The 24,269-nt window shown below is 71.7% G+C and carries 17 protein-coding genes and 2 pseudogenes; 5 read left to right on the plus strand and 14 right to left on the minus strand.

The genetic code is table 11. From position 1 onward, the window contains the following. Positions 1–216: 216 nt before the first annotated feature. Positions 217–1,029 carry a glycerophosphodiester phosphodiesterase gene (locus tag AC4IJH_RS15855; RefSeq protein ID WP_490852337.1) on the plus strand — a complete coding sequence of 271 codons (813 nt, stop codon included), beginning with the start codon at positions 217–219 and terminating at the stop codon, positions 1,027–1,029. Between the two features lie 67 nt (positions 1,030–1,096). Here AC4IJH_RS15855 and AC4IJH_RS15860 read toward each other — a convergent pair whose 3' ends face one another. Together AC4IJH_RS15860 and AC4IJH_RS15865 are read right to left on the minus strand one after the other, a co-directional pair. After that, positions 1,097–2,461: a DUF2254 domain-containing protein gene (locus AC4IJH_RS15860; RefSeq protein ID WP_490852338.1), complete on the minus strand. Its 1,365-nt coding sequence runs from the start codon at positions 2,459–2,461 to the stop codon at positions 1,097–1,099. Between the two features lie 166 nt (positions 2,462–2,627). Continuing rightward, a pseudogene (locus AC4IJH_RS15865) lies at positions 2,628–3,768 on the minus strand (bifunctional acetaldehyde-CoA/alcohol dehydrogenase); the annotation flags it as partial. Positions 3,769–4,265: 497 nt separating this feature from the next. Here AC4IJH_RS15865 and AC4IJH_RS15870 point away from each other — a divergent pair. Together AC4IJH_RS15870 and AC4IJH_RS15875 are read left to right on the plus strand one after the other, a co-directional pair. Then, the gene (locus tag AC4IJH_RS15870; protein ID WP_490852339.1) at positions 4,266–4,691 is read left to right on the plus strand and encodes a subtilase-type protease inhibitor; all 426 of its coding nucleotides are present in this window, start codon (positions 4,266–4,268) and stop codon (positions 4,689–4,691) included. Between the two features lie 74 nt (positions 4,692–4,765). Next, a pseudogene (locus AC4IJH_RS15875) lies at positions 4,766–5,529 on the plus strand (metallophosphoesterase family protein). Between the two features lie 80 nt (positions 5,530–5,609). Here the strand turns inward: AC4IJH_RS15875 and AC4IJH_RS15880 are convergent. Then, positions 5,610–6,686, minus strand: a complete 1,077-nt coding sequence (locus AC4IJH_RS15880) for a helix-turn-helix domain-containing protein (RefSeq protein WP_490852340.1) — start codon at positions 6,684–6,686, stop codon at positions 5,610–5,612. A gap of 148 nt (positions 6,687–6,834) precedes the next feature. On the opposite strand from AC4IJH_RS15880, the gene AC4IJH_RS15885 reads away from it, so the two are divergent. Together AC4IJH_RS15885 and AC4IJH_RS15890 are read left to right on the plus strand one after the other, a co-directional pair. Continuing rightward, a complete protein-coding gene (locus AC4IJH_RS15885; RefSeq protein ID WP_490852341.1) occupies positions 6,835–9,651 on the plus strand; it encodes a M4 family metallopeptidase in 2,817 nt (938 codons plus the stop codon). Between the two features lie 146 nt (positions 9,652–9,797). Next, complete coding sequence (locus AC4IJH_RS15890; protein WP_490852342.1) at positions 9,798–10,373, plus strand: DEAD/DEAH box helicase family protein; 576 nt, start codon at positions 9,798–9,800, stop codon at positions 10,371–10,373. 67 nt (positions 10,374–10,440) lie between these two features. On the opposite strand, the gene AC4IJH_RS15895 is transcribed toward AC4IJH_RS15890, so the two are convergent. The 11 genes from AC4IJH_RS15895 to AC4IJH_RS15945 all read right to left on the minus strand — a co-directional run bounded on the left by AC4IJH_RS15895 (position 10,441) and on the right by AC4IJH_RS15945 (position 24,268). After that, positions 10,441–12,132 (minus strand): dipeptide ABC transporter ATP-binding protein, encoded by a 1,692-nt coding sequence (locus AC4IJH_RS15895; protein WP_490852343.1) that lies wholly within the window; start codon positions 12,130–12,132, stop codon positions 10,441–10,443. Further along, a complete protein-coding gene (locus tag AC4IJH_RS15900; RefSeq protein ID WP_490852344.1) occupies positions 12,129–13,121 on the minus strand; it encodes an ABC transporter permease in 993 nt (330 codons plus the stop codon). The genes AC4IJH_RS15895 and AC4IJH_RS15900 overlap by 4 nt, the downstream gene beginning before the upstream one ends. A gap of 3 nt (positions 13,122–13,124) precedes the next feature. Then, positions 13,125–14,894, minus strand: a complete 1,770-nt coding sequence (locus AC4IJH_RS15905) for an ABC transporter substrate-binding protein (RefSeq protein WP_490852345.1) — start codon at positions 14,892–14,894, stop codon at positions 13,125–13,127. A gap of 49 nt (positions 14,895–14,943) precedes the next feature. Next, positions 14,944–15,912: an ABC transporter permease gene (locus tag AC4IJH_RS15910; protein WP_490852346.1), complete on the minus strand. Its 969-nt coding sequence runs from the start codon at positions 15,910–15,912 to the stop codon at positions 14,944–14,946. Between the two features lie 535 nt (positions 15,913–16,447). Further along, positions 16,448–17,512: a S1 family peptidase gene (locus tag AC4IJH_RS15915; protein WP_490852347.1), complete on the minus strand. Its 1,065-nt coding sequence runs from the start codon at positions 17,510–17,512 to the stop codon at positions 16,448–16,450. Positions 17,513–17,905: 393 nt separating this feature from the next. Next, positions 17,906–18,796 carry a slipin family protein gene (locus AC4IJH_RS15920; RefSeq protein WP_490852348.1) on the minus strand — a complete coding sequence of 297 codons (891 nt, stop codon included), beginning with the start codon at positions 18,794–18,796 and terminating at the stop codon, positions 17,906–17,908. A 199-nt stretch (positions 18,797–18,995) separates the two neighbouring features. After that, complete coding sequence (locus AC4IJH_RS15925; RefSeq protein ID WP_490852349.1) at positions 18,996–19,910, minus strand: S1 family peptidase; 915 nt, start codon at positions 19,908–19,910, stop codon at positions 18,996–18,998. A 254-nt stretch (positions 19,911–20,164) separates the two neighbouring features. Continuing rightward, complete coding sequence (locus AC4IJH_RS15930) at positions 20,165–20,956, minus strand: DUF1684 domain-containing protein (RefSeq protein WP_490852350.1); 792 nt, start codon at positions 20,954–20,956, stop codon at positions 20,165–20,167. Positions 20,957–20,961: 5 nt separating this feature from the next. Further along, a complete protein-coding gene (locus AC4IJH_RS15935; RefSeq protein WP_490852351.1) occupies positions 20,962–22,266 on the minus strand; it encodes an NtaA/DmoA family FMN-dependent monooxygenase in 1,305 nt (434 codons plus the stop codon). Next, a complete protein-coding gene (locus AC4IJH_RS15940; protein ID WP_490852352.1) occupies positions 22,263–23,273 on the minus strand; it encodes an LLM class flavin-dependent oxidoreductase in 1,011 nt (336 codons plus the stop codon). Before AC4IJH_RS15940 ends, AC4IJH_RS15935 begins: the two co-directional genes overlap by 4 nt. Next, positions 23,270–24,268, minus strand: a complete 999-nt coding sequence (locus AC4IJH_RS15945; RefSeq protein WP_490852353.1) for an ABC transporter substrate-binding protein — start codon at positions 24,266–24,268, stop codon at positions 23,270–23,272. Before AC4IJH_RS15945 ends, AC4IJH_RS15940 begins: the two co-directional genes overlap by 4 nt. Position 24,269: the final 1 nt, after the last annotated feature.

Consider the following 24,269-nt stretch of genomic DNA (forward strand, 5'->3'; position numbering starts at 1 on the left):
GCGAACACCGCGATGCGCATCGCGGTGGAGACCTGGGCCGAGCAGGAGGACACCGGCCGCCACCGCAGCCCGGCGGCCCTGGCGGTGCGCTGCCTGCGCGATCTGGGCTCGGGGCTGTCGGTGCCGGGCGGGGCACAGGGCGCCTGAAACCGGGCCGGGAGCGGCGGGACACCGCCCGTTCGTCCCGCCGCAGGAGGCGCGTGTGAGACTGGCCGGGTGATCGACAACGCTCCCCGCACGCTCCGTACGACCCGCATCGTCGCCCACCGCGGCGCCTCGCACGACCACCCCGAACACACCCTGGCCGCCTATGAGCAGGCGATCGCCGACGGCGCCGACGCCCTGGAATGCGATGTCCGGCTGACCGCCGACGGGCGGATGGTGTGTGTGCACGACCGGCGGGTGAACCGCACGTCCAACGGGAGCGGCACCGTCTCCGCCATGACGCTCGCCGAGCTGTCCGCGCTGGACTTCGGCACTTGGAAGGGCACCGGGCCCGCGCCCGTACTGCTCTTCGAGGACCTGCTGGAGCTGGTGGCCTCCGCCGGCCGCCCCGTCGGCCTGAACATCGAGACCAAGCACCCCACCCGGTCCGCGGGACGGGTGGAGCGCGAGCTGGTGCGGCTGCTGGAGCGCTACGGGCTGACCGCGCCGCGCGCGGACGGCGCGGCGCCCGTGGAGCTGATGAGCTTCTCCCGCCTGGCGCTGGCGCGGCTGCGACGGCTGGCCCCGGCCCTGCCCACCGTCCTGCTGACGGAGCGCACGGGACGCCTGACGGGCCCGGCCAAGCTGCCCTCGCTGCCGGGCCGGATCCCCTCCCTGCCGCCGGGCGTCGGCATCGCGGGCCCCGGCATCGATCTCGTACGGGCCCGCCCCGACCTCGTCCCCCGGCTGCGGGCCGCCGGGCACCGGGTGAACGTGTGGACGGTCGACGAGCCCGCCGATGTCGAACTGTGCCTGCGGCTGGGCGTGCACGCCCTGATCACCAACCGGCCGCGGCAGGTGCTGGAGATGCTCGGGGAGGGGTGAGCGCCGGTGCCCCGGCCGGGACCGGGACACCGGCGATGAGCGCGGCGGACGGGGCTCCCCAGGCGGATCAGCTCGCGCAGGCCCGGCCGGCGGTGTCCAGTTCGCTGCCGCCCTCCGTGCCCAGCCCCTGGGAGTCCGGGCGGCGGGCCAGACAGCGGTCCAGCTCCTGCGGCCACTGGCCGCCGACCTCGGCGTCCATCGTCTCCAGCCGGGCGGTCAGGGGCCCGGTCTGCTCGGGGGTGCACACCAGGGCCACCGTCGTACACAGCGCCCGCAGCCGCCGCTGGACCTGCATCGAGGTGGCGCCGAAGTGCCGGATCTCGTCCGTGCCGATGCAGACGTAGTCGGCCCAGGAGCGGGTGCGGTGGCAAAAGGCGGCCCCCTCGCCCGCCTCCTGGGCGGCGGCCAGGCGCGGGGCCAGCTCGGCGAGCAGGTCCTCGATGTGGTCCAGCGCCTGCACCGCCCGCCCCGGGTCGTTGACCGCCGGGGACAGCGCCTTGAGCGCGATGTCGACCAGGGTGCGCAGCGCACCGGCCGGGTCCGCGGTGGAGCCGTGGGTCTCGCCGAACAGCAGGCAGCGCAGCAGCGCCGGGCGGCGGACCCGCTCGACGGGCCCGTGCACGAGGAAGAGCGGGGCCTGGAGGGCCACGAAGTCGCCCACCACCGGGACCAGTTCGATGCGTACGCCCCAGGTGCGGGCCAGCTTCTCCAGCCGCTCGGCATGGAAGGCGAGCAGGATCTGGCCGGAGCGCGGCGGCCTGCCCAGACTCAGGGCGGTCGGCTGCGCGGCGTCGGGGGCGGCTGCGCCGGGGGCGTTTGCCGCGCCGTGCGGTGCGGCCGGGTCCGGGAAGGGATGCGTACGGGCCACCGCGCGCCGGCCCTGCAGGGCGACGGTCCGCAGCAGCGTCCCGGAGTTGAGCACGCCGCTGACCCTGGCCACCAGGGCGAAGAAGAGGACGGCGCAGACCACGGACAGCGCGATGGCGAACAGCATGGACAGCACCGGCCGGTAGTCCTCCTCGTGGACCGCCAGCCGTACCGAGATCATCAGCGTGTAGACGAAGGTCGTCATGAAGGTGCCGGTGGCCCAGCGCATCAGCGGGTCCTGCTGGAGGAGCGGTACGACCCGTACGGACAGCTGCCCGGCGCCGAACTGCATGGCCAGGGTCAGCGCGGTGAAGACCAGACCGGCCAGGGTGATCATGCCGCCGGCGACGGCGCCGAGCAGGGTGGCCATGGCGCCGGAGTCGATGTTCGGGACCAGTCCCTCCCCCATGTCCCGCGCCACCTCGAAGCCCACCCGGTCCAGGAACGGCAGCAGCCAGGCCAGAAAGATGCCCACCGCGAGCAGGAACACCGGCAGCTTCCAGATGCGGTGGGTGCGCAGCCTGCGGCAGGTGCGGCGCCAGCGCCAGTCGGCCTTGCCAGCCATGGGGTCCTCTTCTCGGATGGATCATGCATATTGCCGGGTGTATACCGTAATGCGGCATACGGCAGAGCCGCCCGGCACGGTAGCCGGACGGCTCATCCTGCGGCGCTGGCTCAGCGCCCGTAGTACGCCTGCCGCATCAGCCGCTGCGTCTCCTGGAACACCGGCAGGCCACCGTCGAGGCGTTGTGCGTCTTCTCGCGCGCCTCGGGCGCGAAGGCGCCGTCCACCACACAGCGCTCCAGGTTCTCGAAGATCAGCTTGATGGCCGGGAGGCACAGCCCGTCGGTGTAGTCGTTGGCGTAGACCGAGACACACGCCTCGGTGGCGTGCGTCAGCGCGTCGGAGCCGGAGTCGGCGGTGACCTCGCTGCCGGCGCCCGAGGGGGTCGGAACGGCGACCAGCCGCGCCTTCTCGCCGAGGCCGGGGAAGGTGAAGGCGCGCTTGCGGATGTCGGAGAACTTCTCCTTGGTGTCGGCGAATTCGACCTCCGGGTGCTCGTACATCAGCGATCGTGTCGGGGCACAAGCCCCGCATCCGCGCGGCGCCGCTGCGTACGGCCGCCGGCTCGGGGTGGGGCTCGACGGCGCCGATGACCTGGAGGGCGACGCCCGAGGGCCGGGGCCGGAGGATGTCGATGACCTTCTGGACGCAGCCGAGCCCCCCATCGTCCGGTCGGTGACGAGGGTGACCCGCTCGATGCCGTCCGTCTCCCCCCAGGTAGCGAAGGGAGCTGCGCTCGAAGTAGATCTTCGGCGGGACCTTGAACCACTGCATGCCGGTGTTGCGCCGTCCGATCCGCTGGATGTTGATCAGGTGCACCGCGCTGACGTTGCCGGAGACGGAGTGGTGCCCGTACGAGCCGCAGCCGAGCGTCAGGGAGGGCAGGAAGGCGTTGCAGACGTCGCCGATGCCGCCGAAGGTGGCGGGGTCGTTGACGATGACGCGTACCGCCTTGACACGCCTGCCGAACTCCTCGGCCGGCTCCTCGTCCTCGGTGTGGATCGCGGCGCCGTGGCCCAGGCCGTGGAACTCCACCATCCGCGCGGCCGGTTCGAGCCCGTGCCAGGCGCCCCCGGCCTTGAGCGCGGCCAGGACCGGGGAGAGCGTCTCGAGGGTCAGCGGCTCGCCCTCGCACGCGGGGACGTTGCCCGCGCCGGCCCCGAGGGCCGGCTTGCCGCAGGAGTGGGCGGACTTGACCATCGCGTTGCCGCCGGTGGCCAGGATGGTGGAGACGCCCTCGTGGCGCATCAGCGGCGCGGTCGCCGCCATCGAGGGCTCCTCGATCCACTGCACACAGTGAGCGGGCGCGCAAGATCGGAGGAGGGGCCGAGGAACCCGCTTTGAGCTGCGGTGATTCAGGGGACCAAAGACCCTTGCGGGCTTGCGAAAACTTTCACAAGTTTTCCGCCAGTCCGCGTTGCGCCTTTTACCACCACGCCCGCGTACCCCTGCGCATCTGACCCCAATCGCCACACCACCCTCACCACGCCCCCACCCCCGGCCACGGTTCGCGCCATAACTGCCGCCCTGTCAAAGCCCTTCAGACCCACACCGACCGTCAGGTATGGCACCTTTCCGGCCGGTCGACCGAACGGTCGGCAGGGCGAGCGGCCACCATTCCCGCTGGCCGCACCGCGACCCGTCGGTCCCGCCCCGAAACGCGTGTCCCGTGCGTTCGCGCCATTACCCTCGGTTTTCAAGCACTGACCAGAAGCGATCGAGCGATGTGCGTTCACTCCCCGCCTTGGGCCAGACTCCCGATCGTTCGTCCGATATCAGGAACAACGAGCTAAGGAGTGTTCGGAATGCGGTACATCACTGGGGGAATCGCCTTGGGCGCCGCGCTGGTCCTCGGCGGCCTGGCGACCACCGCCCAAGCCCAGCCCGCCGCACCCATGAGCCTGTACGCGCCCTCGGAGCTGGTGCTCACCGTCGGCTACGGCGAGGACGCCGCGACCTCCTCCATCCAGCGGGCGGTCTCGCTCAGCTGCTCCTCCAAGCCGGCCGGCACACACCCCGACGCCAAGGGCGCCTGCGCCCAACTGCGCGCGCACAACGGTAACTTCGACGCGGTGACGCTGGCGAAGTCGGAGCGCGTATGCACCAAGGAGTGGAACCCGATCGTGGTCACCGCCGACGGCGTATGGCAGGGCCGGAGGGTCTCCTACCAGCACACCTTCGGCAACTCCTGCGCGATGACGGACGGCAAGGGCCAGGTCTTCGAGTTCTGAGCGTAGCCGGGCCGCACCGCACGACCGGTTCCCGGGCATCCGAACAGGGTGCCCGGGATACTTATGCTCCGGCCATGACCGAACCCCGCGCCACCGCCGTACTGTCCGACATCCACGGCGTACTGCCCGCACTCGAGGCCGTGCTCGACGAGCCGGACGTACGCGCCGCCGGCACCGTCGTCCTCACCGGCGACCTGCTGGCGGGCCCGCTGCCCCGCGAAACCCTGGCCGCGCTGCACTCGTTGGGCGAGCGCGCGGTATGGGTCCGCGGCAACGCCGACCGCGAGCTGGTCGCGCTGCGGCGCGGCAGGGGCCGCGGCGCACCGGACCGGATATCGCCGTGGGCGGCGGACCAACTGACCGCTCGGGACCTCGACTTCCTCGACGCGCTGCCCGCCACGGCGACCCTGGACGTCCCGGGCCTGGGCCGGGTCCTGTTCTGCCACGCCACCCCGTGCGACGACGAGGAGACGGTCCTGGTCGACTCCCGCAAGGCCGCTGGGCCGAGGTGCTGGCGGCGGTGCCCGCATCCGTACGGACGGTGGTGTGCGGGCACACCCATATGCCCTTCGTGCGGCTCACGCACGGGCGGCTGGTGGTCAACCCGGGGAGCGTGGGCATGCCGTACGGAAGGCCCGGCGCGCACTGGGCGCTGCTCGGCCCCGGCGGCGGCGCCGTCACGCTGCGGCACACCCCGTACGACTACGACGCGGCCTGCGCGCGGATCGCCGACCGCTCCGGCTACCCGCGGGCGGCCGAGTGGGCCGACGCCTACGTGCGCGCCCGCAACTCCGCCGAGGACGCGCTCGCGGCGTTCGCACCGCACGACGGCCGGTAGCGGCACACCTTTTGAGCGCGGTATGTCGCCTGCGGGCACGTCGTGACTGGTCGCGCAGTTCCCCGCACCCCTTGGGGCGCTCAGGTCACATCGGCGGCCAAGGGCGGCGCGCCGCCCGGTGGCTTGGGGCCCAGCCAGCCCTTCAGGGCCGCCTGGGCGCCGGCCTGGAAGCGGGTCTGGGCGTCGAGCTCGTCCAGCAGGCGGGTGATACGGCGGCGGACGGTGTGCACATGGACGCCCAGGCGGCGGGCCATCGCCTCGTCCTTGAAACCGCCGGCCAGCAGGCTCAGCAGCTCGTGGTGCTCCTGAGCCGGGCGCGGCCCGCCGCCGGCCAGCGGCAGCGCCCGCTCCCACACGCCTTCGAAGAGCGGGCCGAGGACGTTCTGGAGGAGTCCGTCGCGTACGACCATGGCCGTACGGGTCGGGTCCGAACCGCTGGTGGGCGGGAGGAGGGCCGTCCGGCCGTCGACCGCGACGAGTTTGGTGGGGGTGTCCGGCGCGACCCTGACCCGCAGCCCCTTGCGCAGTAAGGGCGTCAGCAGGCGCACCCGGCCCGGGAGGGTCAGCCCGTCGCGGGCGATGACGACACGGACGGCCACCCCGCGCTCCAGCAGCGCGGCGAGCGCGTCGCCGGGGTCCGCGCCCTCCGCCGCCCACGGGTTGATGTACGGCGGCCGGTCCAGGATCAGCACCTCGCGCTCGGCGGAGGCCAGCAGCTGGTCCACCCTGCGCAGGATGTCGCGGGCGCCGCCGACCGTCTCGACGGCCGGGACGTCCATGCCCGAGGAGTGCGGCTCCAGGCGCTCGGCGATCCCGTCGGCGTCGCGCCGCAGCCACTCCAATTCCGCGGCCCTGGAGTGGAGTTCGGCCTGGCGCCGGTGGATGAGGGCGCGGACGGCCAGGGCCGGGGGCGCGGGGCAGGGCAGGGATCCGGGGCAGGGTTCCTCGTAACGGAAGGTGAAGCCGTGTTCGCGCAGCCGGGCCAGGGATCCGTCCAATTCGGTCCGGTTGAGACCCAATTCGCGCATGACGTCCTCGGCGGTACCGGGTTCGGCTCCGCGCCGCCGCAGCAGCGCGGCGTAGACCAGCTCGTCCAACTCCCCCAGCCCCAGACTGTGCAGGGCGTTGCCCGTCCGTATCTCGGTCCCCTCGTTCATGTCGGGAATTGTGTTCCGCGCCCCACTTCGCACACAAGTGTTCATCCCCACTTGTGACCAGGCGTTATTCCTTGATCCACATCCGGGCAACGACTTGCATGTGCACGGCAAGTACAGACGTGCGCCGTCAAGGTGTGTGGAGGGGAACGTGACCAACTCGCCCAAGGGAAGAACAAGAGCGGCGACAAAAACCGCCAGAAGCCGAATATCGGGCGGCGCCGCGCTGCTCGGCGCGGCGGCCCTGCTGGCCTCGGCGGCGCCCGCCGGTGCCGCGCCGCAGGAGCCGGCGGCCGAGGTGGTGCCCGGGCAGGGGACGCTCACCCCGGCCCTGGTGCAGGGCATCGAGGAGAGCGCGAAGTCCTCGGGCAGCGCGGCCGACGCGGCCCGCGGCCACCTCGCGCAGAAGAAGGACCGCTACGAGATCGCCGATCCGCAGCGGAATCTGAGCGCCGAGAAGACGCTGCGCAGCGGCTCGGACGAGACGGTGCGCTTCCAGCAGAAGCACAAGGGCCTGCCGGTGCTCGGCGGGCAGTACCTGGTGCGGATGGAGAAGAAGGACGGTGAGCGGGTCGTCACCGGCACCTCCGGCAAGTACTTCACCGGGCTGTCGGTCGGCACCCGGGCCGAGGTCTCGGAGAAGACCGCCGTCGAGCGCGCCACCGCCGCGGCCCGCGACGGGCTCGCCGAGGGCGGGGCGGGCAGCCTGCACAAGCTGAGCCCGTCGGCCAAGGGCGCCAAGGGCAAGGCCAAGGCGGCCGGGGCCGCGGACCAGCTGACGGGCACGTCGCACGGCCTGGTCGTCCTCCCGCAGGGCAAGGGCGTGCTGACGTACCACGTCACCGTCACCGGCCAGGACCCGGCCACCGGAGCGCCCGTCAAGCAGGAGATCTACATCGACGCGGCGGCCGGCTTCCCCGTGCTGAAGTACTCCGGCATCCAGAACTTCGAGGGCGGCCAGGACGGCTTCCCCGGCACCACGGGCAGCGGTACGAAGCTGGACGGTGCCAAGGTCGACCTGGACCTCTACCACGACGCCAAGGCCGGCACGTACCGGCTCATCGACCACCGTCACCAGTGGGGCGGCAGCAAGAACCCGCTGAGCACGTTCGACGCGCGCGGCGTGGACGCCGGGGACGCCTCCGGCAAGTGGCCCAAGGGCATATCCGAAGTGGCCTCCCCCACCAAGGACTTCGGCAAGGACGCCACCGAGTCGGGCGCGGTGGACGCGCACTGGGCGGCCGGCCAGGTCTACGACTACTACAAGACCAAGCACGGCCGGGACAGCCTGGACGGCAAGGGCATGGCCATCAACTCCCTGGTGGGGGTGACGGACCAGGGCCTGCCGTTCGTCAACGCCTTCTGGGACGGCCAGAAGATGGTGTACGGCGGCGGCGACGAGGAGTTCAAGACGCTCTCCGCCGACCTGGACGTGGTGGGCCACGAGATGACGCACGGCGTCGTCGAGCACACCGCGGGCCTGGTCTACACCGGCCAGTCCGGCGCGCTGAACGAGGCGATGGCCGACTACTTCGGCAACGCCATCGACGTGACCGCCTCCGGGACGCCGATGGACGACCCCACGGCCTCGCTGATCGGCGAGGACCTGTGCCGTACCAAGTCCAAGGCCCAGTGCGCGATGCGCGACCTGAACGACGGCCGCACCACCGCCAAGGACTTCCTCGGCGTCACCTACGCCACCGACAGCGGCGGGGTGCACCTGAACTCCACGATCTTCTCCGGCGCGCTGTGGGACATCCGCGAGGACCTGGGCGGCGACCTGGCCGACAGAATCGTCTACAAGGCGCTGTCGGAGTACCTCACTCCCCTCGACGGCTTCACCCAGGCCCGTGACGCGGTCCTCGCCGCGGCCAAGGACCTCGGCGTCAAGGGCGCGCAGCTGCGGTCCATCACCCGCGCCTTCGACGCGCACGGCATCGTCAAGGGCTGGGAGAAGGCCATCGGCGTCGACTCCGACAAGCTCTTCGGCGACCTGAACACCAAGGCGACCGGCGCGGGCGCGGGCGGCGGCTGGTGGGCCGCCTCCAAGTCCGACGAGGAGGGCGGCGAGCCCTACTCGGTCTACGCGGGCCGCACCGACGGCAAGGGCGGCGCCAAGCCGCTCAGCCCCAACGACGGCCGCTACCACGTCTACCCGGCCACCGACGGCAAGACCGCGGCCTGGGCGGCGTACGGCGCGAACAGCGTGGACGTGCTCACCCGCCCGCTGAAGGGCGGACCGGTCAAGAAGCTGTGGTCGGCGGGCACCACCGTCGGCAATGTGCGCGTCTTCGGCACCACCGTCGCCTGGCAGGAGTCCAGCCCCTTCGGGCAGCCCCGGGTCGCCTACATCAAGCCCGGTGAGCGCGAGCCGCACTACGTGGACGGCGGCCGCTACGACGTGGCCACCGCCCTGCCGACGCTGAGCGGCGACAAGCTGGCCTACGCCAAGCTCTACACCGACGGCGACGGACAGCAGCAGGTCTCCACCGAGATCACGGATGTGCGGACCGGCAAGCAGACGCTGGTCCCCGCCAAGGGCGGCCACCTCGGCATCTCCACCCCGGCGGTCAACGGAAAGTACCTGTACTGGCTGGTCGACGACATCGCCGACGACAACCGGCAGGGCCTGCGCCGCGCCAACCTGGACGGCACCGGGCTGACCGACATCGTCCCCGAGAACAGCGACAACGCCTACTTCTGGGGCCTGAACGCCTCCGACCAGGCCCTGACGCTGACGCACTTCAAGCCCGCCACCGGTCCGGGCCAGGGCGGCTGGAGCAACGACAGGCTCCCCAAGCTCGTCCAGACCGACCTGGACGGCAAGGGCCTGGCCCGGGTGTCCTGCAACCGCGGTGAGCAGAGCTTCCCCGCGGCCGACACCGGCAAGCGCGTGGTGTGGATCGACGGCACCACCGGGCACACCGACCTGGTGACCCGGGCGCGCCCGGCCGGCAAGTGCAGCTGAGCCGTACCGCGACCGACGGCTGCCCCGTCCCCTTCCCGGGGGCGGGGCAGCCCGCGTGTGCCCGCTGCGGGTGCGCCGTGGCTGGTCGCGCAGTCCCCCGCGCCCCGTCGGGGCGCGGTCCGGCAAGGCCGCCTAAAGTGATGCGGATGAGCATCGCGGACAGCGAACGGACCGAGGCGGCCCACGACTACGAGCTGCTGCTCATCGCAGGGCGCTCGGGCGTCGGCAAGTCCACCGTCGGCTACGAGATCTCCGCCCAGCTCCAGGAGCTCGAAGTGGCGCACTGTCTGATCGAGGGCGACAACCTGGACCAGGCCTTCCCCGCGCCGGAAGGAGATCCGCACCGGGCGGGGCTGACCGAGGCCAACTTGCGTGCGATGTGGGCCAATTACTCGGCGCTGGGGTACCGGCGGCTGATCTACACCAACACCGTCAGCGTCCTGGAGCCGGAGCTGCTCGTGCGTGCGATGGGCGGGCGCTGCCGGGTCACCGGCGTACTGCTGACCGCCGATGACACCACGGCCGAACAGCGGCTCACCGGGCGGGAGATCGGCAGCGGGCTGGCCGCGCACATCGCGCGCGGCGTCAGGATGGCGCGGTATCTGCAGGCCGAGGCGCCCCGGGACGTGCTGCGGGTGGCGACCGACGGGCGCACGGTGGTGGAGATCGCACGCGAGGCGATCGCGGCATCGGGCTGGGCACGGCCGCCCGTCGCCGCGTGAAGAGGTGCTCGTGCCGCCACCCGCCCCCTCCACGGGTGGCGGCACGAGGTATCGGGCCGCGGTGACGCTAGAGCGTCGCCGCCAGCAGTTCTTTGGTGTAGCCGGCGCGCGGGGTCTCGAAGACCGCGTCGCGCGGGCCGCACTCGACGATCTCGCCGCGGTGCATCACCGCGATCCGGTCACAGAAGTGCCGTACGACGGCCAGGTCGTGGGAGACGAACAGCAGCGAGAGGCCCATCTCCTCGCGCAGGTCCATCAGGAGGTTGAGGACCTGCGCCTGTACGGAGACGTCCAGGGCCGAGACCGGTTCGTCGGCGATGACCAGGCGCGGCCGAAGGGCCAGCGCGCGGGCGATGCCGATGCGCTGGCGCTGGCCGCCGGAGAACTCGTGCGGGTAGCGCGCGAGGTGGTCAGCGGACAGGCCGACCTTCTCCAGCAGCTCCGCCGCGCGCTCGCGCCGCTGCCCCGCACCCATGGCGGTGTGCACCCGCAGCGGCAGGGTGACGGTCTCCTCGACGGTGCGGCGCGGGTTGAGCGAGGCGTACGGGTCCTGGAAGACCAGCTGGACCTCGCGGCTCAGCTCCCGGCGCAGCCGGGTGTCCTCGGCGGCGCGGGCGATGTCCCGGCCCTCGAAGCGCACGGCGCCCGCGGTGGGCTTCTGCAGTCCGGCCAGCACCCGTGCCGTGGTGGACTTGCCCGACCCCGACTCCCCCACCAGGCCCAGGGTCTCGCCCTCGGCGATGTGCAGGGTGATGCCGCGCACCGCGCGGGCCGGTTCACCCCGGCGCCCCAACAGGCCGCGCCGGGCCGGGAATTCGACCCGCAGATCGGTGACCGAGGCCAGCGGGCGGCTGCCCGTGGCGGCCGGGCGGCGGGCCGGGCCCGGCACCGGCTCGGGGTCCTCGACGGTCGGGAGCCGGGTGCCGGGCACGGTCTCCAGGGTGGGTGCCGCGCCGATCAGAGCGCGGGTGTAGGGCTCGCTCGCGTCCGTCAGCAGCTTTCGGGTCGGGCCCTGCTCGACGGTGCGGCCGCCGCGCATCACCAGCATCCGGTCACTGGTGTGCGCGACGACGCCCACATCGTGGGTGACCAGCAGGACGGCGGTGCCCCGGTCCTGCTGCAACTCGGCCAGCAGATCGAGGACCTGGCGCTGCACCCGGGCGTCCAGCGCGGTGGTCGGCTCATCGGCGATCAGTACGTCCGGGTCGTTGACCAGCGCCATCGCGATCATCACCCGCTGGCGCATACCGCCGGAGAACTGGTGCGGGTAATCCCCCGCGCGGGCGGCCGCGATGCCCACCCGCTCCAGCATCGCCGACGCCCGCTCGCGCGCCTCGGCCCGGCCCGCGCCCTTGTGGTGCACCCGGTAGGCCTCGGCCAGCTGGGCGCCGACCCCGTGGAAGGGCGAGAGCGAGGCCAGCGCGTCCTGGAAGACCATGGCGATCCGCCCGCCGCGCAGCGCCCGCAGCCCCGCTTCGGGCGCGCCGACGACCTCGATGCCGCCGACCTCCACGCTCCCGCTGATTCGGGTGCGCGCGGGGTCGTGCAGGCCCATCGCGGCCAGCCCGACGGTGGACTTCCCCGAGCCCGACTCGCCCACCAGGCCCAGGACTTCGCCGCGCGCCAGGTCGAAGCTGATGTCCTCGGCCGCGGTGACGGTGCCGCGCGGACCGGTGAAGGCGACGGTCAGGCCGCGGACCCGAAGGGCGGGCGCCGGGGGCTCGTTCTCGTACGTCATGGTCTCTTTCCCGTACGTCATGCCGGCCTCACCCGCGGGTCCAGCCAGGCGACGACGAGGTCGGCGACGGCCACGAACACCACCACAAAGAAGGCGGCGAGCAGCACGGTGCCCACCACGGTGGGCAGGTCGTTCTGAGTGACCGCGTCGACGGCGAGCTTGCCGACGCCGCTGAGCCCGAAGACCGTCTCGGTGATGAACGCGCCGCCCAGCAACGCGCCGACCTCCAGGCCGAGCAGCTGCACCAGCGGGGCGGCGGCGCCGCGCGAGGTGTACTTCAGGTGGGCGCGCAGCGCGGTCAGTCCCTTGCCGCGCGCGGTGCGCACGTACCCCTCGTGCATGACCTCCAGCATCTGGGCGCGGGAGAGCCGGGCGAAGACCGCGGCGTTGACGAAGCCGAGGACCAGGCACGGGAGCAGGAGCCCGGCCGCCCAGGCGGCCAGGTCCTCGCCCGGCGGCGTGTAGCCGGGCAGCGGGAGCAGCCCGGTGGAGTAGACGAGCAGGTACTGCAGGGCGTAGCCCAGGAAGTAGATCTGCACGCTGGCGCCGATGAGGGTGAAGCCGGACAGCAGCCGGTCGGTGAGGGTGCCGCGGCGCAGCGCGGAGACGAAGCCCGCGCCGATGCCGAGGACCAGGATGACCGCGAGGGCGCCCGCGGCCAGCGAGAGGGTCACCGGGAAGCGGCTGGCGATCGCGCCGAGTACCGGCTCGTGCAGGGTGTAGGAGTAGCCCAGGCAGGGGGCCGCGCAGGCGATCGGGGAGCCGTCGACGTCGCTGATGGTGCGCCCCGCGAACAGGCCGCGCAGATAGTCGGCGTACTGGTGCAGGATCGGCTGGTCCAGGCCCATGCTGTGCCGCACCGCCTCGACCTGCGCGGTGTCGCACTTGGGTCCGCAGGCGATCAGCGCGGGGTCGGAGGGCGCGGCGTAGAACAGCGCGAAGGCGGTGGCGGAGATGGCCAGCAGGACCACGAGGGCCTGCAGCACGCGCCGGAGGAGGTAGCTGAGCATGGGTCAGGGCTTCTTCAGGTACAGCCAGGCGGGGCTGATGGTGCCGTAGATGGGGTGGATGAAGGCGCCGCCGACGTTGGCCCCGCGCACCTGCTGGATGTGGGAGTTCAGGAAGGGCACCACCGGCACGTCCTGCATGATCTTCTTCTCCAGCGCGATCAGCTCGCCGGCCTTCTTTGTCGCGTCGCCGATCCGGGCGATGCGGTCCAGCTCCTTGTCCACGGCCGGGTTCTTGTAGCGCGGGTCGTTGTCCAGGGAGTCGCGGCGGCTGTCGAAGCGGTAGGGGACGCCGGTGGCGGGGGTGGGCCAGTCCACCGAGTTCCCGGTCAGCCACAGGTCGTACTGCGGGTCGGTGCCGCGCAGCACCTCGTTGGTGTAGGCGGCCAGCGGCATCGGCTTGGTGACCAGGGTGATTCCGGCCTTGGCGAAGGCGTCCACCAGGACCTGCGCCATCCGCTCCTTGGCGGCGGTGGCCTCGTAGGCGTAACTCAGCGTCTTGACCGGCTTCTTGGCCCTGGCCAGGTGTTCCTTGGCCTTGGCGAGGTCGCCGGTGGGCGCCACCGGGTGGAGGTCGTACTTCTCCCAGCCGACGATGGCGGGCGAGGAGTAGGTGGTGGAGATCTCGCCGACCCGGGGGCCGCCGAGGGCCTGGCGGGCCTGCCGGCGCGGGAAGAGGTAGTGGATGGCCTTGCGCACCTCGGGGTCGGTGACCCGGTCGTTGCGGATGGCCAGAGAGTCGGTGAAGGCGCCGCGGCGGCCGTCGACGACGAGGTCCTTCTTCTTCGGGTCGCGCTCGGCCTCGCCGATCAGCTCCGGCGGGAACTCGTTCTTGGTGGTGACGGTGTCCGCGCCCTTGCCGCGCCCGTTGAGGATCTCCTGGGCACTGTTGAGCTCCTTCTTCTCGAAGGTGAACTCGAACTTGTCGGCGAACTGGTGGCGGATCGGGTCGCTCTCAGCCTTCCAGTGCGGGTTGCGCTCCAGGGTCATGGACCGGTTCTGCTGGTGCTCCACGATCCGGTACGGGCCGGTGGCGAACGGCTTGAGGTCGTAGGCCGTCCCCGTGTCCTTGTCGGGACGCACCGGCGAGGAGGAGGACTGCGCGGCCATGAACGGGACGTCGGACTGCGGCTCGGGGAAGCGGAAGACGAGGGTCTTCTCGTCCGGCGTCTCGATGGCCTTGAGGTCGCCGTCCTTGGGACCGGCGTACTTCTTGCGCGCCTCGGCGAGGTCCTTGGAGCCGGTCAGCCACTGCGGCCAGTAGGGCGGGCCGAGTTCGAAGCCGGGCGCGAAGGTGCGCTCGATGCCGTACTTGACGTGTCCGGAGGTGATCGGCTTGCCGTCCTCCCAGGCGATGCCGTCCTTGAGCGTGAAGGTCCAGGTACGGCCGCCGTCCGAGGAGCGGCCCGTGTCGGTGGCCAGGTCGCCGACCAACTTCGCTCTGCCGTCCACCACCTGATACTGCGTCAGCTGACGGCCCCACAGCAGCGAGGTGTTGTAGGTCTCGCCCGCGTAGATCTTCTGCGGGTCCAGGTGGGAGGAGTCGCGGAGGTTGGCGATGTGGATGGTGCCGCCGTTCCTGGCGCCGGGGACGGCCGGTGCCGGGCCCCGGCTGTCGCGGGCGGTGCCGATGGTGGCGGTCAGCTTGCCCTGCTTCTCGGGGGCTCGGCCCGTGTCCCCCTCGGCCCCGGCGCCGGCGGAGCAGGAGCACAGCGCGAGCATGGCGGTGGCGGCGATGGCCGGTACGGCGGTGCGGCGCGAGCTGGTCCTGGGCATGGCGGATTCCCTTGAGAGAGACGGGTGTCGGGGGCGGTCGGAGGGTGGGTCAGCGGCTCGTACGGGGATCGAGCGCGTCCCGTACCGAGTCACCGAGGAGGTTGAAGGCCAGGACGAACAGGAGGATCGTCAGGCCGGGGAAGAACATGTAGGTCGGGTCGTCGTAGAAGACCTCGGCACCGCGCGCGATCATGCGGCCCCAGTCGGGGATCGGTTCGCTGATGCCGACCCCGAGGAAGGAGAGCGCGGCCTCCGCGGTGACGATGCCGGGCAGCGCGAGGGTGATGTGCACCAGCACCGGCGCCCAGACGTTGGGCAGCAGCTCGCGGAAGACGATGTGCCGGCGCCCCGCCCCCACCGCCCGAGCGGCCTCGATGAACTCCCGCTCGCGCAGGGACCGTACGGTCGAGCGCAGCACCATCGCCAGCGGCACCCACCCGAAGGCCGAGAAGACCAGCACCAGCACGGTGAACTGCATCCACGCGGGCTGGTTCTCGCCGGGCGAGACGAACCGGGTCTGGATGATCGGGCTCAGCGCCAGGAGGAGCAGCAGCGTGGGGAAGGCCAGCAGGACGTTGCACACGAAGGTGAAGACCCGGTCGGCCAGGCCGCTGAGGTAGCCGACGCCCACGCCGAGGACGACGCCGAGCACGGCGATCACCACGATGGAGGCCACCGCGACCAGCAGCGAGGTGCGGATGCCGTACAGGAGCTGGGTGAACACATCGCGGCCCAGGCCCGGTTCGATGCCGAACCAGAAGTCCGCGGAGATGCCGCCGTTGGGCAGGACCGGCAGCCCCTCCTCGCTGAGCAGTCCGGGGAGGTTCTGCCCGTAGTGCTCGGTGGGGTTCTTGCCGTAGAGGGCGGCGACCAGGGGTGCGGCGAGTGCGAGCACGGTGAAGAAGAGGACGACGCCGAGCGCGACGAGGCCCAGGCGGTCCCGGCGGAAGGCGCCGAGCGCCGTGGCGAGCGGGCCACGGGACTCCTTGATCAGCACTTCGGCCATGCGCTGGCGCACTCCTGGTTCCTTGCGTCCGCCCTTGGGTGCCGCGGGCGGGGCTTTGCGAGCCGGATTCACGGAGGTCTTCCGTTCCGGGTTGCGGATTATTAGAACCAGCGCCGGACGGCTTGGCAAATCCATCGGGAGCGTTCCGCGAGAAGCGCGAAGAAGGCATTTCGAAAAGCATGCGCCACTTAACAGTGCGGCAACATTACTGCCCCTATATTCATGGACGTAACGGACATTTGACCCCACTCGCCACCGAAGCCGCGACCGCCTGAGAGTTGGATCACAGGCATGCAAACAGAAGATCAACAGCAGATTCAACCAAGCTTTCAAAGCTTGAATGCAGTCCACACCTACGCTTCATCGACACCCAGGGGTCAGCATCTACGCGCGTCACATTCCCTGAATACCGGCGCGCAGTTTTGCAACCTCCCTTCTTATTCATGCCGGAAAACCCGGAAACCCCGGGAAACACAGCGCCGGCCCCCGGACGGCAATTGCGTCCGGGGGCCGGCGGTGTACCGGAACTCCGTGCGGCAGAAAGGCGTCAGCCGATCTGCGCGTTGTACGCCTGGAGCGCTTCGGGCACCGGCTGGAAGAAGGTCTCGCCGCCCGAGGAGCAGTTACCGCTGCCGCCCGAGGTCAGCCCGAGCGCGCTCTCGCCGTCGAAGAGCGCGCCGCCGCTGTCACCGGGCTCGGCGCACACCGTGGTCTTGATCAGACCCTCGACCGAGCCCTCCTGGTAGTTGACGGTCGCGTTCAGACCGGTGACCTCGCCGTCGTGGACCTGGGTGGTGCTGCCGCTGCGCTTCACTTTCTGGCCCACCGTGGCCTCGCCGGCCTTGGTGATCTTCTGTGCGCCGCCGCCGTAGGTGTTCACCTCGCTGGGGTGCGGGGTGTCGCCCGTGTACTTCACGATGGCGTAGTCGTCACCGGGGAACTTGGAGTCCTCCGTGGTGCCGATGGCCTGGCCGCCCTGCTGGTCGGACCAGCTCTTGACGGCGTTGCCGCAGTGCCCGGCCGTCAGGAAGTAGGGCTTGCCGTCCTTGACGACGTTGAAGCCGAGCGAGCAGCGCGAGCCGCTGCCCCAGATCGCGTCGCCACCGGCGATCAGCGGCTTGAACTCACCCTTGCTGTGCCGGATTTCGGCCTTGCCGCCCAGGCTCTTGACGACCTGGGTCAGCCGGTCCAGCTTCGCGCCCTTGACCGTGCGGTCGGCGGTGACGACGACCTTGTTGCTCTTGGGGTCGACCGACCAGGACGTGCCGGGGATCGTCGCCTTGGCCTTCAGCGTCTGACGGGCAAGGTTCAGCTCGGCGAGCGAGTGCTGCACGAGTCTGGCCTCGGCCCCCTTCGCCCGTACGGCAGCGGCGCCCGCCTCGTCCAGGACGTTGACCACCAGCTTCTTGGCCTTGGCGTCGTAGTACGCGCCCTCGGTGCCCTTGGTGAGCTTGGCGGCCAGCGTGGAGGCCGCGCTCGCGGAGAGCGTGTCCGGCGTGGGGGCCGGGGCGGCGTTGGCGTTGGCCAGGGTGAGGGTGGCGGTCGCGGCGAGGGCCAGGGCGCCCGCGCCGGCCAGGGCCGCGCGGCGCTTGGGTATGCGTCGGTGCTTCAACTCAGAGCCTCCCGTGGGGGGAAGGGCCCGCCGTGTGGGGGGTGCGCGGGCCCGAGAGTGTGCAGTACGGGACACGGAACACCCCTCCGTACGCACCTGCACCGCCGGAAGACGCGTCCATGCCAATGTGCGCCGCCGAGTATTCCCACCGCTCTCACTCGTGCACAAGGACGAGATCCGGTCTCAGGAGCGGAAGTTCACCAACCCTGCGCACATCCGTCACACCGATATCCGCGCACGTCGCTCCGGTGCGCGAACACGCAGTGAACATGCGCGGGAACCGTCCGGCGCGGGGCGCCGGTTCTTCGCCTGGCCGAAAGTCGCCGCTCCGCATCAACTTTTCGGCCTCGTCCGCAGCCAAACGTCCAATGCCTCACAGAGACCACCGGACGGCTACGCCTCACGCGGAGGGTCCACGAACTCGCGCGGCGGCTCGGTCGGTTGGCTGTCCGTGCGCTCCGGGACGGCCCGCTTCGGGGTGCGCCCCTGCTCCTGCTCGTACGCCTGGGTCTGCGCCTGGGCCTGGAGCCCGGAGCGCTCCAGGAAGCGCAGCAGCTCGACGGGGAAGGGCAGTACCAGGGTGGAGTTCTTCTCCGCCGCGACCGCCACCACCGTCTGCAGCAGCCGCAGTTGGAGGGCGGCCGGCTCGTCCGACATCGCGTGTGCCGCCTCGGCCAGCTTCTTGGAGGCCTGCAGCTCGGCGTCCGCGTTGATCACCCGGGCCCGCCGGTCGCGGGTGGCCTCCGCCTGCCGCGCCATGGAGCGCTTCATCGTCTCCGGCAGCGACACATCCTTGATCTCCACCCGGTCGATCTGCACACCCCAGCCCAGCGCCGGGCTGTCGATCATCACTTCCAGGCCCTGGTTGAGCTTCTCGCGGTTGGAGAGCAGATCGTCCAGGTCGCTCTTGCCGATGATGGAGCGCAGCGAGGTCTGGGCGACCTGGGAGACCGCGAAGCGGTAGTCCTCGACCTCCACCACGGCGTCCGCCGCGTCCACGACCTTGAAGTAGACCACCGCGTCCACCCGGACGGTGACATTGTCGCGGGTGATGCCCTCCTGTGCGGGCACCGGCATCGTGACGATCTGCATGTTGACCTTACGCATCCGGTCGACACCCGGGATGATCAGGGTGAAGCCCGGTCCGCGCACCGACTGGGCCAGCCGCCCCAGCCGGAAGACCACACCCCGCTCGTACTGCTTGACGACCCGGGCCGCGGCGGCCACGTACACCACGCCCGCCGAGGCCAGCGCCACCCCTGCCCCCACCAGTTCCTCGACCATCACGGCCCCCTGCCGTCCGAGTCGCGCGTCATTACCACGGTATGCCCGGCTCGCGAAACGGTCGAGACCCGGGGCGCGTTCACGATCCGGGCCCGCGCGAAAGCGGCGAGCCCCCGTCCAGCGGCGAGGACGGGGGCTCCGGTGCCATCGGCCGCAGCCCGTAGACCGCAGTCCGTTGATCTGAAGTGCTCTCGGTCCGTCAGAAAACGCTCACGTTATAGCGGTTGAGCGCCTCGACGACGGGCTGGAAGAAGGTCGTGCCGCCGGAGGTGCAGTCGCCGCTGCCGCCGGAGGTCAGACCGTGCGCGGTGCTGCCGGAGTACAGCGGGCCGCCGCTGTCGCCGGGCTCGGCGCACACCGTGGTCTTGATCAGGCCGTAGACCACGTCCCCGCCACCGTAGTTGACCGTGGCGTTCAGGCCGGTGACCCGGCCGCTGCGGGTACCGGTGGTGGAGCCGCGCCGGGTGACCGTCTGTCCGACGGTCGGGTTGGCGGCGCGGGTGATGTCCACGCTGCCGACGGTGCCCGGGTGCGGCACCGAGGTGTTGTCGTAGCGCACGATGCCGTAGTCGTCGCCGGGGAAGCTGGAACCGGTGCTCGGACCGATCCGGGTGGTGCGGGCCGAGGTGGTGTACCAGGCGGGCATGCCGTCGGTGCAGTGCCCGGCGGTCACGAAGTAGTACGTGCTGCCGCTGCGGACGTTGAAGCCCGCCGAACAGCGCCAGCTGGGTGCGTAGATGGCGTCGCCGCCGGCGATGAGCTTGGTGAACTTGCCGGGGGTGCGCTCGATGCGCAGCGCACCGGCGTTGCTGCCCGCGGCCCGCCGTATCGTGGCTATCTCCGCCTGGGAGACGGTGCTGTCGGCCGTGACGACGAGCGTGCCGCTCTTGTTGTCCACCACCCAGGCGGTGCCCGCCACATCGGCGGCGCGCACCGCGTCGCCGGCCGCGGCCAGCTGGGCGGCACTGAAGGCCGAACTGCCGCTCTGCGCGGGCACGTTCGCGCTCGCGGTGGGAATGGTGACCGCTCCGAGGGCGGCCAGGCCCGACGCGACGGCGAGCAGCCGGGTCCGTCTGGCGAAGCCGCTGCGGGGGGTGATGCGCTGGTTCCTCACTGAGTCCTCCGAGGGGGATCGGCGGGCCGCCGGTGGGCAGGCCCGTGAGGCGCCGTCAGAGGGCACACAGGACCGATCACTTCCGCTTTGTACGTGCCCCTGACAAGCGTTGGACGGGAGTGTGCGGGCAGTACCCCGCGAGCGCAAGACCGCCTTTCGGACTTGCGTTCCGCCGCACGCAGAGCGCCGCCCCGGCAGCCTCAACTCGGGCTGCCGGGGCGGCGGTTGACCCCCTCGGTCGGGTGTAGGACGTATCAGCGTGCGATGCGGTTCCGCTCGCCGGCGCGCAGCGCGAAGGGCAGGGTGTTGCCCGGCGGCGGGAAGGGGCAGATGAAGTGGTCGGCGAAGGCGCAGGGCGGCAGCTGCGTACGGTTCAGGTCGACCGTGACGCTGCCGTCGGCGGCGGGCGCCCGGGGCCGCAGAAAGCGGAACCGGAAGGACTCGGTGCCGCTGGTCCCGTCGGCCAGCACGGCCCACAGCGAGCCGTCGCCCTCCACCGCGACCTGGAGGGTGTGCTCGTCGCCGTCGAGGGTGAAGGCCAGCTCGCCGGCCAGCCCCAGGCCCCGCTGCTGCCCGTCGGCGTTGGGCACCTGGACCGTGCGGCTGCGCTCGTAGGGGCGGAAGAGGCCCGGCAGCACCCAGCGCTCGTCGTAGTCGAAGGCGTCGATGCCCGCGAAGGAGCGGCGGGCCTCGGAGTCCGGGTCGAAGACGCGCACCGCCCACAGGCCCTCGCGGCGCAGCACCAGCAGGCGCCGTCCGCCGTGCGCGACCCGGCTCTCGGCGGGGCCGCTGTCCTGGCCGAGGCGGACCTCGCCGTCCAGGGGCCGTCCGTCCACGGTCAGCCCGTCGGCGGCGGTGGCGCCGAGCACCACCTCCTCGCCGTCCGGGGTCGTGCGCCACTGCCCCGGAACGCCGTCGATACGGCCCTCGGCGTAGTCGGCGAGCCAGTGCGTACCGGTCAGGGCGAGCGGCCCGTACGGCTGGGAGACCGTCTCGACGCGCTGCTCGCGCCAGGCCTTCCACTCCTGCTGTGCTTCGGTAGTCATAGCGATCAACCCTTCCATATGGGGCGTACGGGATCCGGCAGCCCCAGGTGGGAGCGCAGCGTCGCGCCCCGGTATTCCGTACGGAAGACGCCGCGCTCCTGGAGCAGCGGCACCACCGTGTCCACGAAGTCGTCCAGCCCGCCGGGGGTGAGGTGCGGGACGAGGATGAAGCCGTCGGCCGCGCCGCCCGCCACGAAGGCCGCCATCTCCGCGGCGACCGACTGCGCGGTGCCGATGAAGGACTGGCGGCCGGTGGTCTCGATCACCGTCTCCCGGATGGACAGCCCCTTGGCCTCGGACAGGGCGCGCCATTGGTCGGCGATCGCCTGCGGGTCGGCGATGCGCACCCGGCCCTGCGCCAGCCCGCCGTCGGGGACCGGGTCGATGCGCGGGAGCGGCCCGTCCGGGTCGTGATCGGACAGGTCCACGCCCCAGACCTGCTCCAGGGTCAGCAGGGCGGTCTGCGGCGAGACCTGCCGGCGGCGGATCTCGGCGGCCCGCTCCTGGGCCTCGGCGGCGCTGTCGCCCAGGACGACGGTGACGCCCGGCATGATCTTCAGCGCGTCGTGGTCGCGGCCGTGTGCGGCCAGCCGTCCCTTGACGTCGGAGTAGAAGGCCTGCCCCGCCTCCAATCCGCCGTGCCGGGTGAAGATCACATCCGCGTCGCGGGCCGCGAAGTCCCGGCCCTGCGGGGAGTCCCCGGCCTGGATGATCACGGGGTGGCCCTGCGGGCTGCGCGGCAGGCCGAACGTGCCGCGTACGCGGAAGTGGCGGCCCTCGTGGGCGACCGGACGGGGCCCGTCATCGGTCCAGGAGTCCCACAACTCGCGGGCGGTGGCGAGGAATTCGGCGGCCCGGGTATAGCGGTCCGCGTGGTCCAGGAAGCCGCCGCGGCGGAAGTTCTCGCCGGTGAAGGCGTCCGAGGTGGTGACCACGTTCCAGGCCGCGCGGCCGCCGCTGAGGTGGTCCAGGGAGGAGAAGCGCCGGGCGATGTCGTAGGGCTCGTTGAAGGTGGCGCTGACGGTCGCGGCCAGACCGAGGCGGTCGGTGACGGCGGCCAGCGCGTTCAGGAGGGTGATCGACTCGGGGCGTCCCGCCACGTCCAGGTCGTGGATGCGGCCCTTGTGCTCGCGCAGCCGCAGTCCCTCGGCGAGGAAGAAGAAGTCGAAGAGCCCGCGCTCGGCGGTGTGCGCGAGGTGTTCGAAGGAGGCGAAGTCGATCTGGCTGCCGGAGCGGTCGTGAGCCCAGACGGTGGTGTTGTTCACGCCCGGGAAGTGGGCGGCCAGATGCATCTGCCGGTGTGCACTCATGCCGTCTCCCTGGCGAGCGTGTAGCGGTTGGCCGGGCGCGGCAGACCGAGGTGCTCGCGCAGCGTGGCGCCCGGGTAGAAGCGGCGCAGCAGGCACCGGTGCTGGAGGACGGGGACCGTGCCGTCCACCAGGAGGGCGAGGTCCCGTTCGGGGTCGGCGGGGCGCAGGTGGAAGCCGTCGGCGGCGCCGTCCGCGTGCCAGTCGCCGATCAGGTCGGCGAGCCCGACCGCGTCCCCCGAGGCGTACAGCTCCACCGGCAGCGAGGCCAGGACCAGCAGCCGGTCCGGGTCGCGGCCCAACTCCTCGGCCAGTTGCCGCAGTTCTTCGCGCGTGGCCCGCGCGGTGTCGGGGTCCTCCACCGCCACGAGCGCGATGTCCGCGTGCGCGGCCGCCACCTGCCGCTGCGGCGCCTCGGTGGCGTCGACGGTGATGACGGGGTGGCCCTGCGGGGGCCTGGGGACGATGGAGGGGCCGCGCACGGAGAAGGTGTCGCCCCGGTAGTCGACGTAGTGGAGCTTGTCGCGGTCCAGGAAGCGGCCGGTGGCCCGGTCCCGGATCTCGGCGTCGTCCTCCCAGCTGTCCCACAGCCGGGTGGCCGCCTCGGCGACCTGGCCGGCCTCGCGCCACAGGTCACCGGCGGGCGCGGGCTCCCGGCGGCCGAAGAGGTCGGCCTGGGCCCGCCCGGCCGACACCTCGATGTGCCAGCCCGCGCGGCCGCGGCTGACCCAGTCCAGGGTGCTCACCGCGCTGGAGAGGTGGAAGGGCTCGGTGTGGGTGGTGGTGACGGTGGGGACCAGGCCGATGCGCTCGGTCGCGGGCGCCACCCGGGCCAGTACGGCCGGCGCGTCGGGCCCGGGCCGGGCGAAGGAGTCGCCGAGGGTGACGAAGTCCAGCGTGCCGCGCTCGGCGAGGCGGGCCAGGCGGACGTAGTGCGCCGCGTCGTACTGCCCCAGGTGCCCGGGGCTGTCCAGTGCGACGGCCAGGTGCAGCAGATCGGTGCGGGTCATGAGGCGTCCTTGGGCAGTCCGGGCGGGTTGAACTCGGAGGTCTTGACGGCCTCGCTGCTCAGCCCCCAGCGCTTGAGGACCTTGGCGTACTGGCCGTTGTCGATGACGTGCTGGAGGCCGGCGGAATAGGCCCTGCCCAGTCCGCTGTCCTTGCGCGTGGTGGCGGCGATCTTGCCCTTGAGGCCCGCGCCACCGCCGGAGAAGGTCCCGGCGTTCTCGGTCTGTCCCGCGGTGGCAATGTGGTACGCGACGGAGGGGTTGGGCCCGAAGTAGCCCTGGATACGCCCCGATTGGAGCGCCAGATACACATCGGAGCTCTTCTGGTAGTACTTGATGTCGACGGGCTCGCGGCCGGCCCGCTCGTTGTGCCGGCTCCACTCCACCAGGATCTTCTCCTGGTTGGTGCCGGAGCCGACCGCGATGGTGCGGCCCGCCACATCGGCGGCGCCCCTGACCTTCCACCCGGCGCCCTTCTTCACCTCCATGGCCAGCTCGTCCAGCCGGTAGGTGGCGAAGTCGTACTTCTCCTTGCGCTCCTCGGTGACGGTGACGTTGGAGAAGACCGCGTCCAGCTTTCCGCTGTCCAGGCCGACGAAGAGGTTCTCCCAGGACAGCGGGTCGAACTCGGCCTTCAGGCCGAGGGAGTCGGCGAGCAGCACGGCGATGTCCTGCTCGACGCCGATGAGAGTGCGGTCGTCGGTGGCGTAGAAGGACAGCGGTGGGGTGCTGTCGGCGCCCACGCCGACCTTGAGCGTGCCCCGTTCGCGTATCGCCCGGGGCACCAGCGCGGCGGCCCTGGCGTCCTTGGTGGCGCGGATCCGCTTCTGGTCGGGGCCGATGTTGATCCGCGCTCCGTCCGCGCCCGCGGCGCTCTCCGCGCCTTCCCGCGCCGCCGCGCCGCCGCAGGCGGTGAGCAGCGCGGTCCCGGCGGCGAGGGCGAGGGCGGCGGACAGGGCGCGGCGGCGCTTGAACGGCGTAGTTCTGGTGCTCTTCATG

This window comes from Streptomyces sp. UF-297, assembly GCF_058245575.1.

What these genes read in the sequence shown, in the direction of transcription:
- AC4IJH_RS15860 (WP_490852338.1), bottom strand. Translation starts at nt 2,461, where the DNA reads ATGGCTGGCAAGGCCGACTGGCGCTGGCGCCGCACCTGCCGCAGGCTG.
- AC4IJH_RS15870 (WP_490852339.1), top strand. Translation starts at nt 4,266, where the DNA reads ATGCGGTACATCACTGGGGGAATCGCCTTGGGCGCCGCGCTGGTCCTC.
- AC4IJH_RS15880 (WP_490852340.1), bottom strand. Translation starts at nt 6,686, where the DNA reads ATGAACGAGGGGACCGAGATACGGACGGGCAACGCCCTGCACAGTCTG.
- AC4IJH_RS15890 (WP_490852342.1), top strand. Translation starts at nt 9,798, where the DNA reads ATGAGCATCGCGGACAGCGAACGGACCGAGGCGGCCCACGACTACGAG.
- AC4IJH_RS15895 (WP_490852343.1), bottom strand. Translation starts at nt 12,132, where the DNA reads ATGACGTACGGGAAAGAGACCATGACGTACGAGAACGAGCCCCCGGCG.
- AC4IJH_RS15900 (WP_490852344.1), bottom strand. Translation starts at nt 13,121, where the DNA reads ATGCTCAGCTACCTCCTCCGGCGCGTGCTGCAGGCCCTCGTGGTCCTG.
- AC4IJH_RS15905 (WP_490852345.1), bottom strand. Translation starts at nt 14,894, where the DNA reads ATGCCCAGGACCAGCTCGCGCCGCACCGCCGTACCGGCCATCGCCGCC.
- AC4IJH_RS15920 (WP_490852348.1), bottom strand. Translation starts at nt 18,796, where the DNA reads ATGGTCGAGGAACTGGTGGGGGCAGGGGTGGCGCTGGCCTCGGCGGGC.
- AC4IJH_RS15930 (WP_490852350.1), bottom strand. Translation starts at nt 20,956, where the DNA reads ATGACTACCGAAGCACAGCAGGAGTGGAAGGCCTGGCGCGAGCAGCGC.
- AC4IJH_RS15935 (WP_490852351.1), bottom strand. Translation starts at nt 22,266, where the DNA reads ATGAGTGCACACCGGCAGATGCATCTGGCCGCCCACTTCCCGGGCGTG.
- AC4IJH_RS15940 (WP_490852352.1), bottom strand. Translation starts at nt 23,273, where the DNA reads ATGACCCGCACCGATCTGCTGCACCTGGCCGTCGCACTGGACAGCCCC.
- AC4IJH_RS15945 (WP_490852353.1), bottom strand. Translation starts at nt 24,268, where the DNA reads ATGAAGAGCACCAGAACTACGCCGTTCAAGCGCCGCCGCGCCCTGTCC.